The sequence below is a fragment of the Segatella bryantii genome, assembly GCF_022024215.1.
Lineage (GTDB): Bacteria > Bacteroidota > Bacteroidia > Bacteroidales > Bacteroidaceae > Prevotella > Prevotella bryantii.
The window spans coordinates 13,982-35,314 of the sequence record NZ_CP091797.1; the positions used below are offsets into that span (position 1 = coordinate 13,982).

The window sequence follows — 21,333 nt, forward strand, 5'->3', positions numbered from 1 at the left end:
ATATCTTCATAATGGTATGAATATATTATTCGTGTATTTTACAGATATCATTTCTATCGAATAGCAATTATGCATTCTTTAGTAAATAAATATGTCAAATACATCATATACCCCCCCATAGTTACAGCTAACCTATAGCTTGCTAATACCAAACATTTGTTATTCTGGATAACCAAAAATAAGGATAAAATGTCCGAAAAAATAGTGATATAAAATACCATCGAAAGGCGATTGTGCGGCTACGTATTTTGCTTTACCTTTGCAACCAAGAAATAATAATAAAAATTTTGTGAACTAAGGCGAATAATGGTTGTTAAAATCATGTGAATAATCGTCATAAAAAAGAAAGGATATTAGTTATGAAGAAAGGTATATTATTAGCCATAACATTGCTGTCTTTAGTTGGTAGAAGTACTGCTCAGGATCTTAAAATTAATGTTTCAGATGCTCGATTTACAGCTCCTTTACTAGAGAAATTGATAAAAGAATATAAAAAGGTCGATCCTGACTTTCAAGCTCAGGTGTTAACCCATGATGGTGTTGAGAGTGATGCACGAGTATCACTAGATAACGAAGCTTCTGCTACTATTCTTGGTCGCTATATAGTGCTGCCGATAGCCAACTCTCAGAACGTTTTACTAGAAAATAAGAAAGTTAGAAAAGGACTGAATGGTAAGCTTACTAAACAGATTTTCGTATTGAAAGACTACCTGGAGGCTCTTGATGCCGAAGAAAATGGAGAGAAAGAGCTCCCAGGTACTGTCTATTCGCTCACTGGTAGCAAAGCTATTACAACCAAGGCTTTTGCCAATGCGCTCCATGTGTCTCCTAATAAAATTAAGGGGAAAAAAATAGTCGGGAGAGAAGAAAATGCCCTAACTGCAGTTCAGAATCACAATGATGCTGTATCTTTCAATGTAGCCAGTTTGGTTTATGATACGCAGAGTAAAAAGCCCGTGTCAGGCCTTACTGTGCTACCGATAGATATCGACGATAACGGTAAGATAACAGAAGAGGAACGTTCTGCTTTTGGAACAATTACTCAGTTGACAGAATATATTGATCATTTATCAGACATATCTGTTCCTATTGGTAATATATACTTTGACACCCAAAATCCAAAGGCAGCGGTCTTTGCGAACTGGGTTTCTCAAAATGGTCAGCAACTCCTTCATGAGTATGGCTATTTGAAGGCAAACACAAAATTAATCGCACAAAAATAATTATTACCACAAATTCGTTTGTTTTTAGGTCAAGTTTTTATTTAGTGGGCATCTTTCTTCGGGAGCGAAGAGAGTATGCTTACTCCAATAGTCGTATATCTACTTGATTCAGATATAAATATGTATATACTAATATAAATACATAAACACATAAAGCTTAAGTTTCTCAGCCGTTGCTGGGAAATAGTAAGTAAATATATTAACCCCATTAATTGCGAACATGAAAATAAGAGAGATTGTAACTGAAAAGCAGTTGCCACGCTTTATCGTATTGCTGGCTCTGCTCCTGACGTCTATTTTGCCATCGTTAGCCCAAAGTCTTCGAGGAAGGATAGTTGATTCTCGTACCGATGAGCCCATCGTTGGAGCAATAGTATCAGTAAAGGGCGACATTGGTAGTAAGGTTGGGGCAGTGAGTGATATAGATGGTAACTTTACACTCGATATTAAAAAAGCTCCTGCGGTGATAGTAGTGAGTTTTACGGGTTATAAGAGAGAAGAGATTGATATTTATGAACTTACCGATGATGTGCTCCCAGTGTCGCTTACCGAGGATTTTAATGCTCTAGAAGGTGTGGTCGTTATCGGTTATGGTACCCAGAAGAAAGCAGATTTGGCCGGATCTGTAACCAGTGTCAATGTAGGTGAACTGAACAAGTCTACCAGTGCTTCGCTTAATGGTCTGCTCAATGGTACAACTCCAGGTTTGCAGGCTACACCAACTGGTGGTCAGCCTGGTGCCGGAATAAGTATTCGCATACGTGGAGGAAGTTCTGTTCAAGGAGGTAATGAGCCATTGTATGTTATTGATGGTTTCCCTATTTACAATGAGAGTATAACTTCGGGTACATTTTCAGATGTGAATGCAAATATTGATCCCTTGTCTACCATTAACCCAGGTGACATAGAGTCGATTACCGTTCTGAAAGATGCATCAGCTACGGCTATTTATGGTTCGCGAGGTGCCAATGGTGTAGTTATTATTACCACCAAAAAAGGTTCTTATGGTGATAAGGCCCAGGTAGCTTATTCGGCAAGTGTAGGTTTTCAGAAACTTAGAAAAAAATATGATGTGCTTAATGCTACAGAGTTTGCCCAACTTAAGAATGATGCGATGTATGATATAGACCCTTCTGGGGGAAAATATCAGTACAAATCTGCAGAAGAAGTGGCAGCTTTAGGAGCTGGTACAGACTGGCAGGATTTGGCTTATCGTACAGCCGTAGTTACCAATCATCAGTTGAGTATCTCTGGTGGTTCTGAGAAAACCAGATATTCTGTATCGGGCAACTATTTTAATCAGGATGGTATCCTTCGTAACACTGGTTTCAACCGATTAAGTACTCGTGTTAATTTGGACAGCAAGATAAGCGACCGCTTTACTGTTGGATTTAATCTAACTGCCAGCAAGACCAAATCAAAAGTTTCTCCTACAAGTACTACTTTTGCAATTCTTCAGGAACCAGCTACAGCTACAGCTTATGAAGAAGATGGAAGTTATACCTATGATCCAGGTTTTGAAACTGCTGTACGAAACCCGATAGCTTCTTTGGATCTGGAAACTAACAAAAGTAGAAGTTATAAACTTTTAGGTACCGCCTTCGGTGAATATGAAGTTATCAAGAATCTCAAGTTGAAAGTATTGTTTGGTACAGATGTTGATAATACTAAGGACTATCATTATGTACCATCTAGTCTTTATGAGGGAGTGTCTAATGGTGGTAGTGCCACTATTGGAGTGGTAGACCAGAGTTCGTGGTTGAATGAAAACACCCTGACCTATGGCTTCGATATCAATAAAAAGCATCATTTCGATGTATTGGCAGGTTTTACCCAGCAGGAGAGCAAAACAGAAATAGTAAGAGCTAATTCATATAATTATGTCTCAGACTTTTATGAGTATAATAGCTTACAGAGTGGAGCAGTAGCTGGGCAGCCTTACTCGTATTCAGCCACACATTCTTTACTATCACTGTTGGCACGTGCTAATTATAATTTTGATCAGAGATATTATGTAAGTGCGAGCATTCGTCGAGATGGTTCATCTCGATTCGGAAAAGACAAGAAATGGGGAACATTCCCTTCTATAGGCTTGTCATGGAGTGCTACCAATGAGTCTTTCTTTAAACCATACAAACGCTTGTTTAGTAATTTTAAAGTGCGTGCTAGCTATGGTGTCACAGGTAATCAGGAAATTGGTAATTATCAGTCTTTATCAACTCTCTCTTCTACTCATTATATTTTCGGCAATCAGCTGGTAGTGGGTTATGTGCCAGACCGAATTCAGAATGATGACTTAGGTTGGGAAACAACAAAACAGTTCGACTTAGGTGTGGATGTCAGTTTCTTGAAGGATCGTTTGAATTTTACGGCCGATTATTATTACAAGAAGACAACAGATTTATTGTTAGAAGTAGCAATACCATATACCACAGGTCATGATGTTTCTTTACAAAATTATGGTAGTGTAGGCAATCGTGGTTTTGAGTTTGCTGTTAATTCCAAAAATTTCATAGGTCAATTTAAGTGGAATACATCGGCCAATATCTCTTTTAACCGAAATAAAATATTGAGTATTGGCGGAACTTCTGATTCTTATATTACGACCAGTTATTATTGGGCTTATATTCTAAAAGTAGGTCAGCCTCTAGGAACTTTCTATGGAGCTGTATACGATGGTGTGTTACAGGAAGGCGAAGAAGAAACCAAGGGCAATTATACCTATAATCAGACGGCTAAAGCCGGTGACCGATTGTTTAAGGATTTTAATGATGACGGAAAATTTTCGAATGCAGATGATCGAACAATTATAGGCAATGCACAGCCAGATTTTACATTTGGTATATCTAACTCTTTTGAGTATAAAGGCTTTGATCTCAATTTCCTTATCAATGGATCTGTTGGTAATGACATCGCCAATATCAATAAGGTGCGACTTTCACTCTATAGCGGCTTGCAGAATGCAGTAGGAGAGGCTCGCAATCACTGGACATCAGATAATCCTAGCAGTACTATTTCTCGTGCCAAGAGCGAGGGCGCAACAGTCTTCTCTACCGAATATATCGAGGATGGTAGTTTTGTAAGGCTCAAAAATATCACTCTTGGATATACTTTTCCAACCAACTGGGTAAAGAGTATCGGACTGTCTTACTTGAGACTCTATGCTTCTGCTACTAATCTTTGGACAATAACTAATTATAGTGGTTATGACCCCGAAGTAACATCGGCAGACAATGCTTTGACTGCAGGAACAGATTATGGTGCATATCCATCAGCTAAAACATTTAATTTTGGTGTAGAGATCAAATTCTAAATGAATGTTGAGGATCAAGTCAAAAAAATATTTTCAAATAAGAAAAGCTGTATGAAGATTAATCTTAATATTAAATATATACTCGGTATTGTGCCTTTGCTGGTAGTATCGTGCACATCATTAGATGAAGAACCTGTTTCTAATCAGGTAACTACTCAGTTTTATACAGACCAAAGCGAAGCTATTTCTGCTGTAAATGGTGTCTATTCTGCTTTACTCTTTGGTGGTGATGATCAGACGCTGTATAATCGTGGAATCCAGGTGGCCACAGAGATTTCAACAGATGATTATATAGCAGGACCTCGTGCTATTAATACCAATGTTAGAGCCTTGGCAGCCTTATCACACGATGCAGCTAATGATCGTATGGAGGCTATTTGGGAAGATAGCTACAAATTGATTAATGCAGCTAATATTGTTATCGATAAGGTTCCGCTTATTGCATCCGACAAGATATCGGAAAGCATCCGACAGAGAAGTATCAATGAGGCGAAATTTCTTCGGGCTTTGGCTTATTTTAACCTTGTTAGGTGGTTTAAGTATATTCCATTAGTCTTACATGAAACTACTTCGTTATCGGAAGACAAACTCTATGTGGAGCAAGCTGATGAGGATGATGTATATGCTCAGATAATCCAAGATTTGAAGGATGCCGAAAATTTACCTGAGCCAACAGTTTATGCTAATGAAGATGTAGGTAGAGCCACTTCTGGAGCTGCTAAGTCGCTTTTGGCTAAAGTGTATCTTACAAGAGAGCAGTGGCAACTGGCTGCATCAAAAGCTCAAGAGGTAATTAATAGTGGGTGGTATGATCTGTTTGAGAATTTCTCTGATGTTTTTAATCCGCAGACCGAAAATGGCAAGGAACATATTTTCTCGCTTCAGCATAAAGGGTATACTTCTGGATCTAGACATCAGCTAGCTGGTTGTGAGGCTACTTACGAAGTTCCCGGCATCAATGGCAGTTATGCAGATGCCTATAATACCAATAGTGATCTCTATGCTTCATATGCCAAAAATGACAGAAGATTACCTGTAACCCTGATTACGGAGCAGGTAAGTCCACTGGATAACAAGACGTATACACTTTCTGCACCTGTTTTTAATAAATATTATGACAACAGTGTTGTAGGTGCACAATATCAGTCATCGGTTAATTTTCCGGTTATTCGTTATGCAGAGGTTTTGCTGATTTATGCCGAGGCTCTAAACGAATTGAATGGACCTACTGAGGTGGCTTATGAATATCTGGATAAAATAAGAAGTCGTGCGGGTATCAGTAAACTGGCAGAGTCTGCTCCAAATTTATCTAAAGAAGCATTTAGAGATTCACTTTTTGAAGAACGCAGAAAGGAATTTACTTATGAGTACCAGCGATGGTTCGATCTTTCCCGTCGGGGTGCAGACTATATGATTAAGAAATTGAAGGCTGCAGGAAAGACGAATGTAGCCTCTCGCCATATCCACTTCCCGATACCACAAAGAGAATTAGATCTGAATCCGAAGTTGAAGCAGAATCCTGATTGGGAAAATTACTAATACTAAAACACTAGTGTCCCGTTAAAACGAGACGATTTAAATATAAGTTATTAAAATATAATGATTTAGACTCGATATTTCTTGTACACGATTTGAATTGACTAACTTTGCTGTCTTTATCAAAGAAGCGTGTTACATGAATGTCGGAAAGATCGTATTCGCACAGATTATGCAGTTCATACCTCGTAGGGAATTCAATGATATTGTTGCCAAGTACAGAGGCAATTACAGGGTGAGAAACCTCACCTGCCATGACCAGTTGCTGGTTATGTGCCTGGCTCAATATGCTGATAAGAATAGTCTGCGCGATATAGAGGCAAGCCTGAATGCGTTGGCTGTTACCCATAAGCTCTATCACTGCGGTATTAGCTATGCCGTTCCTCGCAATACTTTGGCTAAGGCGAATGAGCTCAGAGATTGGCATATCTATGCGGAATTGGGGCAAGTCCTTATCAAAAAGGTGCGCCCGCTCTATGCGAAGGATAGCTTCAGACTTGACATTGACAACATGGTCTATGCGTTCGACAGCAGTACCATCAGTCTCTGTCTCAAACTCTGTCCTTGGGCAAAATTCAGAAAGAAGAAGGGTGGCATAAAACTGCATACCCAGCTTGATTTGAGAGGCAATCTCCCAGTATTCGTGCTTTTGACCAAAGCATCGGTTCACGATGTTAACGCTTTGGATGAAATCTGTGTCGAGATGGGAGCTATCTATCTGATAGACAAAGGGTATGTGGACTTCAACAGGCTCTTCAATGTCATCCACAAGAATGGCGCATTCTTTGTAACAAGAGCTAAGGACAACATGCAATATGAGATTGTCAAGTCCATGCCTGTTGATAAGCAGACAGGTGTTATCAGTGATGAGATAGTCAGACTTACTAAGAAAAACTCCAAGCAGAAGTACCCAGAGGAATTTCGCATGGTAGTCTATGAAGACTTTGCCACGGGAAATCTCTACCGTTTCATCACCAACCATTTGGGATACGATGCTCTTACCATCGCAGAACTCTATAGAGAGCGATGGAACGTGGAACTTTTCTTCAAATGGATAAAGCAACATCTGCATATCAAGTCGTTTTACGGAACCTCAGAGAATGCTGTCTATACACAAATCTGGATAGCAGTCTGTGCATTCCTGCTACTGGCTATAGCCAAGAAGCACATGCATATCGAGGAACCATCTCTGTATATGATTTCCCAAACTATAGGTACTATGTTGTTTGAGAGGATACCAATACCAGAATTGTTTAACAAACCTATTATTAACGTCCCAAAGGATGATGGTCAACTCGATTTATTTCGAAATCTAAAATCTTAACGGGACAGTAGTGATACTAAAATATTAACATTTTATAGATTAAGCTCATGAACAAGAAACTTCTGAACATTAGGAATTTAGCTTCGATAGGCCTTCTTGTCGCAGGAACTCCTGTTGCAGCACAATACAGTCCGACACCTGTATTTACCGGCCAAATAGGGAAAACGGTAAAAGAATCTCAACCGGCTTACCCTCAGCATAATCCAAAAGCTCGTCAAGGCGCTCCAAACGTAATCTGGATCTTAATTGATGATTTGGGATTTGGTGGAACATCAGCATTCGGTGGTCAGATTCAGACACCTACCTTTGATTATTTGGCTGCGAATGGCTTACGTTTCAATAATTTCCATACTACATCTATCAGTGCACCTACCCGTGCTTCATTATTGACAGGTAGAAATCATCACTCTTCTCATGTAGGAATGTTTAATTATGATAGTTATGGTGCACCAGGTTACGATACTTACGGACCACTTGAAAATGGTACGATAGCAGAGGTGTTACGAGAGAATGGCTATAATACCTTTGCAATAGGTAAATATAACTTTACACCAGCTACAGATGGAACGAATGCGGGTCCGTTTAACCGCTGGCCTACTAATCGTGGCTTTGATCACTTCTATGGCTATAATGGTGCCACAGCATGTGATGATCAGTGGCATCCATTTTTGTATCGTGATACTCAGCGCGAGCCAGATGACTCTTTAGGACAGTTGGCGATAACACGTTTTACAAATCAGGCGATTGACTTTATTGCTGATCAGAAAACAGCTGATCCTGACAAACCATTCTTCCTGTATTTTGCACCGGGAACAGCTCACTTTCCTCATCAGACTACTCCAGAATGGATTGATAAGTACAAAGGTAAGTTTGATGCAGGATGGGATGAATATGCAAAGCAGACTTTGGCTAATCAGATTAAATTGGGTTTAGTTCCAGCAGGAACTAAACTGCCTGTCCGCAACAAGGATTTAGATAAGTGGGCTAGTTTGTCGGCTAATGAAAAGAAGGTCTTCGCTCATCAGATGGAAGTATATGCAGGATTTGTATCTCAGGCAGATTACGAAATTGGCCGTCTTGTAGATTATCTCAAGCAGATTAATCAGTTGGATAATACTATTATTGTTGTTGCGCTTGGTGATAATGGTGCTGAGGCTTCAGGCCGTAAGACTGGAGTCTTGGGGGCTCGTTCATATGACCCTAAATCTAAAGCAGACAGCAAGGATGCCATTATTGCCAATGAACTCCAGAATATAGATCGTCTAGGTGATGAGGAAAGTTATCCTTTTTATTCTGAAGGTTGGGCAGCTGCAACAAATACTCCTTTCCGTTATTACAAGGGATATGCTGATTACGAAGGTGGAACGCGTAATGGCTTAATCATTTACTATCCAAAGGGCATCAGCGAGAAGGGTGGTATCCGTACCCAATACACTCATGTGTCAGATGTACTTCCTACTACTGTAGAATTAACTGGTTCAACAGTTCCTGCTGTTATCAATGGCTATAAGCAAAATCCTATTGAGGGTACAAGTTTTGCCTATGCTGTAGAATCTGTTGATAATAACATCACAGACCAGAAACATGTACAATATTATGAGTTGGGTAGCTCGTATGCTATTTATAAGGATGGATGGAAAGCACAGTTCCCTAACGACAAATCTTTTAACTATCGCCAGAGAGGTGAGCTAGACTCTATTCCACATCTTTATCATTTGGCGGTTGATATCAATGAGTCGAAGGATTTAGCCAAGAAGTATCCAGAGAAGGTAAGGGAGCTCAAGACAGTCTTCGAAGAAGAGGCAGCTAAGTACAATGTATATCCACTTAAGCCATGGAGCTATCAGGATCCTGCTGCTTTGAAAAATCCTCGCAAGCACTATCAAATTTATTTTGGTTCTAAGAACTATACCGAATATCCTTATTTCTCAGGTACAGAAGGTAAGTCTTACTCACTTTTGTCAGAAATACTAATAGAGGATGGTAAGACTGATGGCGTACTGTATTCTTATAATGGATTTGGTTCTCATTTCAGCCTCTATATTAAGGATGGTTATTACTATTATTTCAATAAGGGTGGACTTAAAGAATCAAAAATAAAATCTTCTAAGCCTGTACCTTCTGGCAAGGTGAAACTTCGTGCTGATATTGATTTTGCCAAGGGTGATGGTTCGATAGTAAGTCTTTATATAAATGATGAAAAGGTAGCTTCAGAGAATGTAGGTGGAAATGTCCCATTCAGTTTTTCTTCAATGGCCGGTCCTGTTTTGCAGATTGGTCGTGTATGGGGGCCATCTTATAATTCGGATATTAAAACACCAGGTATTCTTCAACCTAAATATTTGAATGCTTCTATTGATATTAAGGATTAAAAACAAGAAAAGAGATCATTTATGAATAAAAAAATATCCTTTCTACTATTATCATCTGCATTAGTAATGAGCGTATCAGCCCAGCCTGATATCGTGTTGTCTGCATCTAAGAAAGATATTGTTGACCTCTTTTCACGAAACACCAAATTAAATGATCGGTTTACTATTTCTGGCAATCAGTCAGATTTGCAATCAATCTTAGATTTAATAGAAACACCAGACTATTATTTTAATATTATTGAACCCTAATAAATTATTACATTAGAATTTAAATTTAATAATAACCATTTATGGCTGTTGTCCTTGGAGGATCGCAGCCATATTTGTGTTCTTCCAGCATGAACAGATCAACACACAGATGATAACAAACATTTGTTATTCAGGATAACCAACTATAATGAAAAATGGTGATATAAAATACCCCAAAAATGCGATAGTATGGCTGCGTATTTTGCTTTACCTTTGTAGCTAAAATTAATCTTTATTTGTGAATAAGTATGAATATAAAAGGCAATTCTTTTTATTGGAATAGTAAGGTAAGCATGCTTACCTTAAGTGCTGTATCAACACTGACTCCATTCAGTGTATCGGCGCATACTCAAGCTAAAAAATCTGAGGCTCGTCCTAATATCATATTGATAATGGTAGATGATCTTGGCTTTTCGGATATTGCTCCTTATGGAGGCTCTGATATCCATACCCCTCATCTTACTCGGTTGGCTCAGGAAGGAATCCGCTTCCGTCAGTTTTATAATAACTCTATCAGTGCTCCTACTCGAGCTTCGTTGATAACAGGACAGTATCAACATAATGCGGGTATGGGTTTTTTCAATGTTGATTTAGGTGATCCGAATTATCAGGGATATCTTAATCGTGAGTCGCTTACATTTGGTGAAGTGCTCCATGAAGCCGGATATACGACTCTAATTTCAGGCAAATGGCATGTAGGTGATAAAGATCAGTCACAATGGCCAAGTCAGCGAGGATTTGATCGATCATTTGGTTTCTTGGGGGGTGCCAGTAGATATTATGATGCAGGTGAGAACGCCAACGCACGATTTGCTGTGGAACTCTATAAGGATAATAAACCTTATAAGCTGAAGCCAGGGGAGTATCTTACTGATAAGATAACTGATAATGCTCTAGAATTTATATCAGAAGCAAGCAAGAAGAAAAATCCATTTTTTCTCTATTTGGCTTTCAATGCTCCTCATTGGCCGTTACAGGCTTTGCCAGAAGATATTCAGAAATATAAGGGGGTATACCATGACGGTTGGGACTCGTTGCGGGTTAAGCGTTATGAGAATGCCAAAGCACAAGGCGTCATAGCTCCAAGTACCCAACTTACATCGCATGATGGTAAGGTGAGAGCTTGGAATACATTGCAAGATAGTGAGAAGGCTGATTACGAAAAGCGTCAGGAAGTTTATGCAGCTATGGTTGATCGTGTAGATCAGGAGATCGGGCGTGTGCTCGACAAACTTCAAGAAATAAAGCAAGATAAGAACACTTTAATTATCTTTATTTCAGATAATGGAGCTCAGGGTGGTAGTGATGCTCGTGCTTGGCAGGAAAAACAGAGTGGTGAAGTAGGTGCACCTGGTTCGTGGTATATGCAGAATAGTAATTGGTCTCAAACGGGTAACTCGCCATTTCGCGATTATAAGGCAGCTCCTTATGAGGGTGGTATCAGTGCACCTTTCATAGCTTGGTATCCAGGACACATTCAGGCTAATACCATTGTAGACGGTGTCGCTCATCTGATAGATATCGCACCTACATTCTATGATTTGGCCAAGGCAAAATACCCTGCAGAATATCAAGGCCATCAGATACAGCAGTTGTCTGGTAAGAGTTTGTTGCCTGTACTTTATGGAAAAACGGATACCGTACAACGTGGAGAGCCCTTGTTCTGGGAATGGGCTGGAAACAGAGCTGTACGTGATGGCAAATGGAAGTATATCCATGTAGAGGATCAGATTGGTGATGAACTCTATGATATAGAAAATGATAGAGCAGAAAATCACAATGTAGCAACAGAACATCCTGAAGTGTTACGTAGATTGAAACAGGAATGGCTGTATTGGGCTAAGCAAAATCACGTGAAATATCCATATCCAAGTGGGTGGCCACATTTTCGTTGGTAATCATTGGATTATTTTCTGTAATTAGTTGATTCATTTCCTAAAAAATTAGTTTTATCGATGAAAAAAAAATCACTATTAGTATCGTTTTTCGCATGGATTCTTCCGTCTGTTGTTTTGGCTCAGTATAGTGCAGAACCATCAAAATATACCCGGGCCTTTAATGATTCTATAGCCCATGTAGCAGCTGCTTTTGGCAATCAGGATTTTAAAGATGCAAAACGTGGATTTATAGCTACTTTGGATGTAAAGACTAATCCAAAAGTGAATGGTAAGCAGCTCTACGATTTACATTCTTGGGATTTTCTGAAAGGAGAGGCTCCTGCTACTGTTAATCCGGTATTGTGGCGCCAAGCACAACTGAATAGCCTGACAGGGTTATATGAAGTAGTGCCAAATAAAATATGGCAGGTGCGTGGTATTGATATTGCTAATATTACTTTTATCCGAAGCAAAACGGGTGTTATCGTTATTGATACAGGCACATCTAGTGAATCTGCTCAGACGGCCTATAGTCTGTTGAAACAGCATATCGGCGATTTGCCTTTGCGTGCAGTGGTCATCACCCATTCTCATATCGACCATTTTGGTGGCTTACAGGGTATACTTCAGTCGCGAACAAATTTATCAGACTCGATTCCAATAATAGCGCCGCAAGACTATTTTAATAATTCTCAGACCGAGAATGTTCTAGCTGGTATACCGATGTCAGCACATAGTAAATTTATGTTTGGGGGTACTCTTCCTCGAAATGCTAAAGGTTTTGTTACAGCGGGTTTAGGTAGCAGCTTAAGCCAAACGTCTTTCACCAATACGCTTCTTCCCGCTACTCGTGAAATAGCAGAATCTGAGGAATCGATAGTCATCGATGGATTGCAGTTAGATTTCTGGTCGGCTCCTGATTCTGAGGCTCCGTCTGAAATGTTGGTGTATATTCCTCAATATCATGCTTTGCAATCTGCAGAAGATATCAATCACACTTTGCATAATTTGCTTACCCCACGTGGTGCTAAAATACGTAATGGTCTGCTTTGGAGCAAGTATATCGACAATGTTATCAGTAAATATGGCAATGATGTGGAAGTTTCATTAGGTTCTCACAACTGGCCTGTGTGGGATAATAAGAATGTCGTAACATATTGGGAGAAGCAGCGTGATTTGTATCGATACATTCATGACCATACGCTTTATCTAGCTAACAAAGGCTATACTCCAGATGACATTTCTCATTATATCAAGTTGCCTCGAGCTTTGGCTAGTTACTCTGCAGATCGTGAATATTATGGTAGCGTAAGTTTCAATGCCCGTTCGCAATATGAACTGTATTTTGGTTTTTTTGATGGTAATCCGGCCAACCTGAACCCATTGAGCCCAGCCATAGAAAGCAAGAAAATAGTGGAGGCTATTGGTGGTGAGGATAAAGCGGTAGCTATTGCTCAGAAAGCTTATGACCAGGGAGATTATAGATGGGCTTCTACCTTATTGAATAAAGTAGTCTTTGCTAATCCGTCTTGTCAAAAAGCTCGTAATCTTTTGGCTTCAGCCTATACGCAGTTGGGATATCAGGCAGAGAGTGCACCTTGGCGTAATTTCTATCTTACGGGGGCTAAAGAGTTGTTGAGTAAAGACAACGTAAAAACGTTTGGCAAGCGATATCTTTCTTCAGCTTTGTCATCCAATCAGTTTTTCGATGTGATTGCTACACGTATCAATGGCTATGCCTATGACCAAAACGACCTTAATATCAATATATTTGTCACAGATTCAAAAGAGATGTTATCTGTTATTTATAAGAATGGAGTACTCTCTAACAGAAAGGGTTCATGGATAGAAAAGTCTGATGTCACATTGGAGATAACTAAGGGTGATTTGTTTACACTCTTTACAAATGAAACGAATGTGGAGCATCTTCGAAGTCAGAATAAACTGAAAGTAGAAGGGGATATCGAGCGGTTAAATGAGTTTTTGTCTCACATCGAGCAGCCTCAGACCAATTTTAATATTGTGGAGCCTCAGGCTTCTTATACGTTGCATTAATGTGTTTTTTATAATTATCTGTTGAAAAAAATCTAGAATTTTAAAAAAATCTTTTTCCATTTATTAAGGATGTTAAATCGGCAACAGTATTTATATCTAACGATTTAGGAATTGACAGTCTGATATGTGTTCCTTTTTTCTCTGATAAAAAGGGAGAAGAACAGTATCTTCTTATTTTCTGCTTGTCAGATGAAAACAGTGTTGGTTTACCTCATATTTTACATAGCATTTACCTTTTTGGCGTAGATGTCGGAGAACCTTGCCCAGTGTCTCCTTTAATACCTGATTGGATGCCGGTTTACCTTCTGTGGATAGTCGGTAAAAGCGTATGTAGGTAATGTCAAAAGTGGTGGCATAGCGATGGGCTGAGTTCCAAACTGCATTTTGGTTTACTTGGCGTAAGGCCTGGATATTCTCATCAGTTCTGAGCACAGAGGTGATGATGATCTTATGTTTTCGATAACCATTTTTGTGAAGAAGTTTTTGAAAATCCTGGCCGATGTGTACCATCAGCTTGGCTGTATTTTTTGTGACGTATGGATGAGAATAGGTAAGTTTGTCCACACCAAAATATTCACAGTCTTGTACGATATATAAGTTGTGGTCTTCGTATTTCAGACTACGATTTGTTTTCACGGGAACGATACCCTTTTTCTTAGCAGCTTCCAGCTGTACGTTATTAAGATCATTGAATGTCGAACTATAGTTGGTAATAGGGGCATTCATGTTTAATGAACAGGCAGATAGTAGGATCAGGGTTGTCGCGGTTATCCAGTAGTTTTTCCTATTTCTCATAAAGTTCGATAGGCAGTCTGTCTGGATCTTCAAAGAAGACAAAGCGTTTCTGGGTGTATTCATCTATCCGAATAGGTTCGTGTGATATACCATCCTGATCGAGACTTGCTACAGCTACGTCGATATCATCTACCTCAAAAGCTAGATGACGTAAACCTGTGGCTTCTGGTCGTGTAAGACGTGATGGCGGATCAGGAAAAGAAAAGAGTTCGACTACATACTGTTTTCCTAATGCTAAGTCTGTTTTATACGACTGTCGTTCCTGTCGATAATGCTCGGCAATAATCTTAAAGCCTAAGACTTTAGTATAAAACTGTAGACTGCGTGCATAGTCAGAACAGATAATTGCAATATGATGTACTTGATTTAATTTCAGCATAGACCGCAAATATAATAATAATTTTGTATTTCTGCAAATTCAGAGAAAACTGATATTCTTGAGGTAAAGCCCAGTATTCTGCATGATGCTGGTATGGATCAGAGAGTCTTATTCTCTGTAACAGTAGTTTCATCTATAGTGCTCACCATTGTCGTATGAAAGGCCTCGCTCGCCAGAAAATGGGGCTGATGAGTTTGACATCGGGCCGATATTCTCGAGGCAAGCAAGACCATATAGTGATTACGAGAAATCATTGTAGAGGTAGTGTTGTCAGTTTTGTGTAACGTAATATATTTAGTAGAATAAGTTTTAATACTGTTGCAAAGATAAAGCGATAATATTCTTCGTACAATACCGAAAAGTGAGTATATTTTTTTATATTTTTATATGATCTTAAAAATACTTCACAAAAAGAAAAAGCATAAGGTAGTACTCTATCCTTTACTCCTCATAGCAGGAAATCATGCGTTACAGGATATACAGGGTGTGTGGAAAAATGCACTTGAAAAAGAGGGATATACGGTAAGAATCATTCAGGAAGGCCTGCTCGAAATACCGGAAGTACAACAGCGTTTTATCGTTCAGAATTCGCTATAAACGAAGAGTGGTTATTACCATATTAGTAATAGCCACTCTATTGTCATGTTACTTGATAACTACCTTTTTGCCATTCCGGATGTAGACACCATTCCGGGTTGGCTTTGTGATGCGAACACCACTCAGCGTGTACCATTTTTCGGAAGTATCATCTTTATGGATGGATTCAATACCGGTAATTTGCTGGCCGATGCTATTCATCTTCGCACCGACAGATTGGGTCAATGTGCCATAAAGTTTTATGTTGGCTAGTCCTATCTGCTTGGTAATCCCCAAGTTGTAGATATTCAGTGTTAGCTTATGGCCTGCTGTTGCATCGCTTGTAGTTACGTCGTAACTATAGGTGGTGTATGCTGGCGAAGAACTATTTCGGGTAGGGTAGAGCGCAGATGCAATCTTGTTTCCTGCCCAACTGACGTCTATTTTGCCTCCGTCTGTTCCGATTCGTGATGCTGTAAACTCAATCTTGGTAATGTTGAGTTGGCATCCATTAACAGGTGTTACGATAAATGAGAGCTTGTTGGTTTCATCAGCTGCAGTCACATTATTTGTGGTTACACCTATAAGGGTTTCTGTCAGTCCACTTACACTCTTGGTACCGCTATAAGTCAATCCTGTACCATTAGTTACATTTGTAGTAACATAATTGGTCCAATTATTGCTAAGTGTAGCCTGCTGATTGGCTGTACCTTGATTGAAAGTCCAGGTGATGACTCCTTCGCTCTCGTTGGCTACAGTTGAAGCTTGAGGTAATTCAGCATTTCCTATTAAGAGATAAAGTGACTGTCCGTTGTGGGCAAGTTGATATGATACTCCGTTGAGACCTTCTACGATGATATCGGATAGTGAACCATTGATAGTGCCAACCTTACCTAAACAGTAGGCTCCTGCGGTAGGGGTACTCTGTCCGCTTTGATTATGCTTAATAAACTGGAATACTGGTTTCAGATAGGTTGGACCATCCGTCCAGTTTACAGTATTTATACTGAGAGTGTCTAGATTTACCTGATCGGCCGTGATATCATCAGAATAAATATCATACATTACACGACTGCCGAAATTCATCGTAAGGGAGCGTGCATACATTTCAGCTTTGACATTACTACCCCCAGGAATAAGTTTAGCATCATATTCCATAGTGATGCCTCGATTGAACCTTCCGCCGGTAGACTTCAATGCCGTAAATCGGTTAAGCCATACCCGACTGTTTTGCATTGTTCCGTCAAAGATAAGACCACCAGCCCAGATATCCGTGTTGCCCGTATAGGTCTGGGTTACATTAGGCAGGGCAAGAAAACCGTCGCCTTGTTTTACCAGACGTGTGCTACCTGTGAAGGCTCCACCAGTAATGGTGTGGGTATAGGTCGTCTTGGTGATAACAGCATTATTATTATGGCCTTGTACCCATGTTGGTGCATTGTCGTATACGACCCAAGGACTGGCATTTCCAGATACATTAACCGTCATATTACCTGTTTCAGCCAGCATGATCTGCTGGTTGTTATGACTGCTGTTGATGGTTCCACCGTTAGCTATTTCTTTTCGCCCACTATTGGTCAATGGTGGTGGTGCTATAGTAATACCTTCAGCCTCCCCGATAAAATAACTTACGTGAGGAGGCTGATTGTAAGCACACATTTGCCACACTTCGCTTTGTCGATACTGATGGTCGGCCCATAAAGTAGGTATGCGATAGTCTGTTGGAATGGCTGTCGTGTAAATGCGCAAGCCATTGGATCCGTGGCGCAAGATAATCTCTTCTCGCCAGTCGCCTAAGATGTCACCTTGAAAACAAGGATTGTTCTTGGAATCATTGTTCATGTTACATCCTGAAGAAGTAAACATACGTCCTGTACCAGGTTTATCTATTTTAGCCTCTTTAGCAGTTCCAGGACTATTGAGTATTTCTTCAAGTAAGTCGCCATCCCAATAAATACGTGCGTTCAGATCGCTCCAGGCGATGAAATCGTTATTGATGCTTGCATTGGTAATACTGCTAATCATCGGCGAAATGGTACTTCGTCCCTGAGCGCCATGATAATTGTTAGAGAAATTACCCATCAGTGCTCTACCATCATCGTTCGATGCAGTGAGGCGGTAATAAATATTTGATGTTGTAGCATCACGATAGTTACAAGCCGGTTGGTCTTCGTTGGCAGCAAACATTTCCTGTCCATGAATATAAGGATTGAAGTCGCTCACATGCTGTGCATCGCCATGGCCTAATCCCGTTGTCGAAAGACCGTTACCATTATCGTCTATGACCATTGAACCGTATACGATTTCATCTCGTCCGTCCCAGTCTACATCTGCTACAGTGAAGTTATGATATCCCTGTCCATACCAACTGCTGCTTGCATCATTGCAGTTCCAGGTCCATCGGGTAGTAAGTTTGTGGCTGATAGGGTCTACATCGAGTGCTATCATTTTCTCGCGAGTGTAGATTCCTCGAGCCAAAAAGATGCTAGGCTTTCGTCCATCGAGGAAAGGAGCGCCAAAGAAGTATTTACTGCTTCGATGGCCATAATTGTCGCCCCATGCCGTCTTTTCATCTGTTTCACCACTCTCCAGTCGCTTCAGTGGATAATCGGTTACCTGATAGGTAGCACCTGTTTGTCCGTTCATATAGATGAGATATTCATTACCAGTGTGTGTCCATGCGTATTGAGCAGACGTGGCACCTGCAAATACGCTTCGGGTATTCACACTGGCATTTCCGATGACCTGAGTGCTGCCGTCTGCTTTGTGTATTATCATACCGTCTGCGCCTCTCAGTAGAACTTCGGCTTTTCCATCCTGATCCCAGTCATAAGCTACGGCATTAATCTCTGTACTGTTCAGACTTACCATATTAGGGCCACAGTCTATCCACCAGAGTCGTTGTCCATTGAGCTTGTATGCTTCGATAATAGCATAGTCCGTATTGGTAGCTCGATAAAGATTAGCAGCATCGGCCGTATTTAGTCGCTTTAATATAATTTCCAATTCACCATCACCATCCAGATCAGCCACAGATGCATCGTTAGGTGAATAATCACTGGTAATATCAGAATGATCAGCCTTAGAGTATACATTCTGCAAGGTGATGTCTAGATATCCGGCATAAGTACGAGTGGTATACTTCTGTAGAGCGCTCAGCCAAGGCGTAACAGCAGTACAAGCTGTCTGTTCGACACCTTTTACCACAGCAGTTACGGTATACGAAGCCGTTTGAGATCCATTGGTATCAACAAAGTTAGACACTTGAAGAGGGCTACTGTTAAGTTTGGTTCCATTGCGGTACACATTGTAAGTTACATCGAAGTACTCATTGGGCAGAACGCGCCAACTCAGAAAGGTACCTTCGTTAGTCCCATTAGTACGATACACAGCAACCAGTCCTCTATCTAGAGCATCGGTCATACGCTGTGCATGGATAACACCTGTTGAGGCCATCAACAGCAAGGCAGACATCGTAAGTCTGTGTTTTAGACGAGCGTGCCATGGCAAGAATCGTCTCATCATGTTTTTTTTAGACATGTAGATTATTAGTAAAAATTATTAAATATGAATTAGGTTATATCAATCTGTTTAAATATAAGAATAGTAGCTAATTATTCTATTCTTCTGAAACATTCTTAAGGAACAAATTAAAATAATTTTATTCAAAGTTGTATTCTCTGTATCAAATTTTTTTCGTGAGAATATCAAAAATTATAGTATTTATCAAAAATTAGCCTATTTAGTAGTTCGTTGATCGTTTACTAATAAGATTCTTTAAAAATGAAGTGGAAACCAAATGACACATTAATAAAATCAGATATGATAGAATTCATGTGGAAGTATATTGATATTGGCTATGAAGAAAAACAAACTTACCCCCTGTTCGGGATAAGAAATTGGCCTGTTTAATGTGTTCCTGACGAAATAGATCAGGTTTGATAGTTTGTTTGTGTCTTTTAGAAAACTAAACGAACTTAATTATCAGTAAACACGTTTCAGCCATTAGCGTTATCCTTTGATGGAAAGATTTGTTCTAAAGTTTTTACGAAATAATTCTGTCGTTCGTCTTTGGTGTTCCGGATATAAATCCAGTTGAAAGGATAATATTGATTTTTGAAACCATTGCTGTAGAGCTTGTAAAGACCGGTAACGCCTAGAGAATGAAGGATGTGAAGTGGCGGAAGACTTCGCTTATAACGGCACTTGGAACTCAAAAAACGATGGAGAAAATAGGCAACTAAAAACCAACTTTCATCACTGGTAGTGAAGACCATTATCGATTTGCTTAACGTAGACTTCACCATTACTTTCTTTTGGTCTTCTGAAATCAGAATTTCGGCAGGCATCGGCTTGAAGCGACAATCTTGTTGCTGGCCATTACCGCATTGTGAAAGTTCTTCTATCGAATATTTCAGATAGAAAGATACAGGAACACCATCTACAATAATGGTATCGGTCGGCGAGGCTTCCTCCTCCAGTTTGAGAAAACGTTGAAGAGCTTTCATTTGTGACAGATCTTTGCAGAGATGATGCAATTCTTGTACCACAATGTTGTCTTCACTGAATAGGCCGATATATAGTTCATCGTGAATAATGGTCAGAATATCTTGTAGAATATTGTGGGCATCGAGCAATTTCTGGTTTTCCATTTCCTCGATATTAGGTATAGCCACATGAATATGTACGGTATCTTGCGTTTCTTCTACAGTAGAATATCGCTCGAAGACATTTCTGCGAGTCTTGTCAGACTTATTCAAATATTTTACAGCCTCTTTAGTATTTTCTTTTGATTCTGGAAATTTCCGACCGTTGCGAAGCCACTGATAGAATCCATCGAGATTCACCATGGTGCCAAATATATGACGCTTGCCCTGTTGAGGCGAAACCGTTTCTTCTACAGGTTTGCTAACTTGTTTAACTACAGGTCTTCTTGATTCATCACGTACCAAATGCTTTTCGGGTACATATTTCTTTTTCTTGGTATAGTCAAGATACAGTTCTATCGAGTTCTGATATTTTCGCGTCTTGATGGCAAAATCAGAACTCGGTTTACCATTGATATAGAGTTCTACATGTTCTGCATCTACCGGATAAGATTCCTTACTAATAAAAGTAGACCGCTGGTCAGCTACAGTCTGTAGCCCCGAGATATCTTTTATCGACTGCTGATAGCGTTGACGTTTCTGTCTGCGAGGCTCACGAGTCTGGAGATATTCCAGGAAATCGTCCATATTTTTAATTTCCATATCGATGCGAATAGCCTTGGCATGTATTCGCTCAAGATTCTGTCGTCGGTTACGGGTTGTGTCTATACCGAGTTGGTTAGATAAAATGGTATTGCCCAGACCATTAGACTCATGCTTACGAATAGTGGGAGCAAATCGCTTAGATTCACTCGTCTGTACCGTCAGCTCTGATTTTTTTTCAGAGGCACGAAGTCGGGCAAAGGCCGCAGCCTTGATTTTTTTCAATCTTTCGAGTTGGTCGGGACTAATTTCTTCTCGCATGTGTGCAAAATTACATCTTTCTGATGGACTAGGCAAATGATTACGCTGATTTTGCAAATCTTCAGCCTATTTCATTCTAGGGGCGATATGAATACTTTTTTTGGCCAGATTCGGTATGAGCATC

13 protein-coding genes are annotated in these 21,333 nt (G+C 39.9%); 9 read left to right on the forward strand and 4 right to left on the reverse strand.

Going from position 1 to position 21,333, the window contains the following annotated elements:
• Positions 1–359: 359 nt before the first annotated feature.
• The 8 genes from L6471_RS00040 to L6471_RS00075 all read left to right on the forward strand — a co-directional run bounded on the left by L6471_RS00040 (position 360) and on the right by L6471_RS00075 (position 13,949).
• The gene (locus L6471_RS00040) at positions 360–1,223 is read left to right on the forward strand and encodes a hypothetical protein (RefSeq protein WP_237796945.1); all 864 of its coding nucleotides are present in this window, start codon (positions 360–362) and stop codon (positions 1,221–1,223) included.
• A 220-nt stretch (positions 1,224–1,443) separates the two neighbouring features.
• Positions 1,444–4,536 carry a SusC/RagA family TonB-linked outer membrane protein gene (locus L6471_RS00045; protein WP_237796946.1) on the forward strand — a complete coding sequence of 1,031 codons (3,093 nt, stop codon included), beginning with the start codon at positions 1,444–1,446 and terminating at the stop codon, positions 4,534–4,536.
• Positions 4,537–4,587: 51 nt separating this feature from the next.
• Positions 4,588–6,075: a RagB/SusD family nutrient uptake outer membrane protein gene (locus tag L6471_RS00050; RefSeq protein WP_237796947.1), complete on the forward strand. Its 1,488-nt coding sequence runs from the start codon at positions 4,588–4,590 to the stop codon at positions 6,073–6,075.
• 136 nt (positions 6,076–6,211) lie between these two features.
• Positions 6,212–7,396: an IS4 family transposase gene (locus L6471_RS00055; protein WP_237796948.1), complete on the forward strand. Its 1,185-nt coding sequence runs from the start codon at positions 6,212–6,214 to the stop codon at positions 7,394–7,396.
• Positions 7,397–7,443: 47 nt separating this feature from the next.
• On the forward strand, positions 7,444–9,768 hold the full coding sequence (locus L6471_RS00060) for an arylsulfatase (RefSeq protein WP_237796949.1): 2,325 nt from the start codon (positions 7,444–7,446) through the stop codon (positions 9,766–9,768).
• Positions 9,769–9,789: 21 nt separating this feature from the next.
• Positions 9,790–10,017 (forward strand): alkyl sulfatase C-terminal domain-containing protein, encoded by a 228-nt coding sequence (locus L6471_RS00065; protein WP_237796950.1) that lies wholly within the window; start codon positions 9,790–9,792, stop codon positions 10,015–10,017.
• Between the two features lie 248 nt (positions 10,018–10,265).
• Positions 10,266–11,915, forward strand: coding sequence for an arylsulfatase (locus tag L6471_RS00070; RefSeq protein WP_237796951.1), 1,650 nt, complete (start codon positions 10,266–10,268; stop codon positions 11,913–11,915).
• Between the two features lie 57 nt (positions 11,916–11,972).
• Positions 11,973–13,949: an alkyl/aryl-sulfatase gene (locus L6471_RS00075; RefSeq protein ID WP_237796952.1), complete on the forward strand. Its 1,977-nt coding sequence runs from the start codon at positions 11,973–11,975 to the stop codon at positions 13,947–13,949.
• A gap of 171 nt (positions 13,950–14,120) precedes the next feature.
• Here the strand turns inward: L6471_RS00075 and L6471_RS00080 are convergent, their stop codons facing one another.
• Together L6471_RS00080 and gloA2 are read right to left on the reverse strand one after the other, a co-directional pair.
• Complete coding sequence (locus tag L6471_RS00080; RefSeq protein ID WP_051214665.1) at positions 14,121–14,675, reverse strand: DUF5715 family protein; 555 nt, start codon at positions 14,673–14,675, stop codon at positions 14,121–14,123.
• A 58-nt stretch (positions 14,676–14,733) separates the two neighbouring features.
• Positions 14,734–15,123, reverse strand: coding sequence for an SMU1112c/YaeR family gloxylase I-like metalloprotein (gloA2, locus tag L6471_RS00085; protein ID WP_006281665.1), 390 nt, complete (start codon positions 15,121–15,123; stop codon positions 14,734–14,736).
• A 387-nt stretch (positions 15,124–15,510) separates the two neighbouring features.
• On the opposite strand from gloA2, the gene L6471_RS00090 reads away from it, so the two are divergent.
• Positions 15,511–15,720 carry a sirohydrochlorin cobaltochelatase gene (locus tag L6471_RS00090; RefSeq protein WP_237796953.1) on the forward strand — a complete coding sequence of 70 codons (210 nt, stop codon included), beginning with the start codon at positions 15,511–15,513 and terminating at the stop codon, positions 15,718–15,720.
• A 48-nt stretch (positions 15,721–15,768) separates the two neighbouring features.
• Here L6471_RS00090 and L6471_RS00095 read toward each other — a convergent pair whose 3' ends face one another.
• Positions 15,769–19,224 (reverse strand): rhamnogalacturonan lyase family protein, encoded by a 3,456-nt coding sequence (locus L6471_RS00095; RefSeq protein ID WP_237796954.1) that lies wholly within the window; start codon positions 19,222–19,224, stop codon positions 15,769–15,771.
• A gap of 473 nt (positions 19,225–19,697) precedes the next feature.
• On the reverse strand, positions 19,698–21,209 hold the full coding sequence (locus L6471_RS00100) for a hypothetical protein (protein ID WP_237796955.1): 1,512 nt from the start codon (positions 21,207–21,209) through the stop codon (positions 19,698–19,700).
• Between the last annotated feature and the right edge of the window lie 124 nt (positions 21,210–21,333).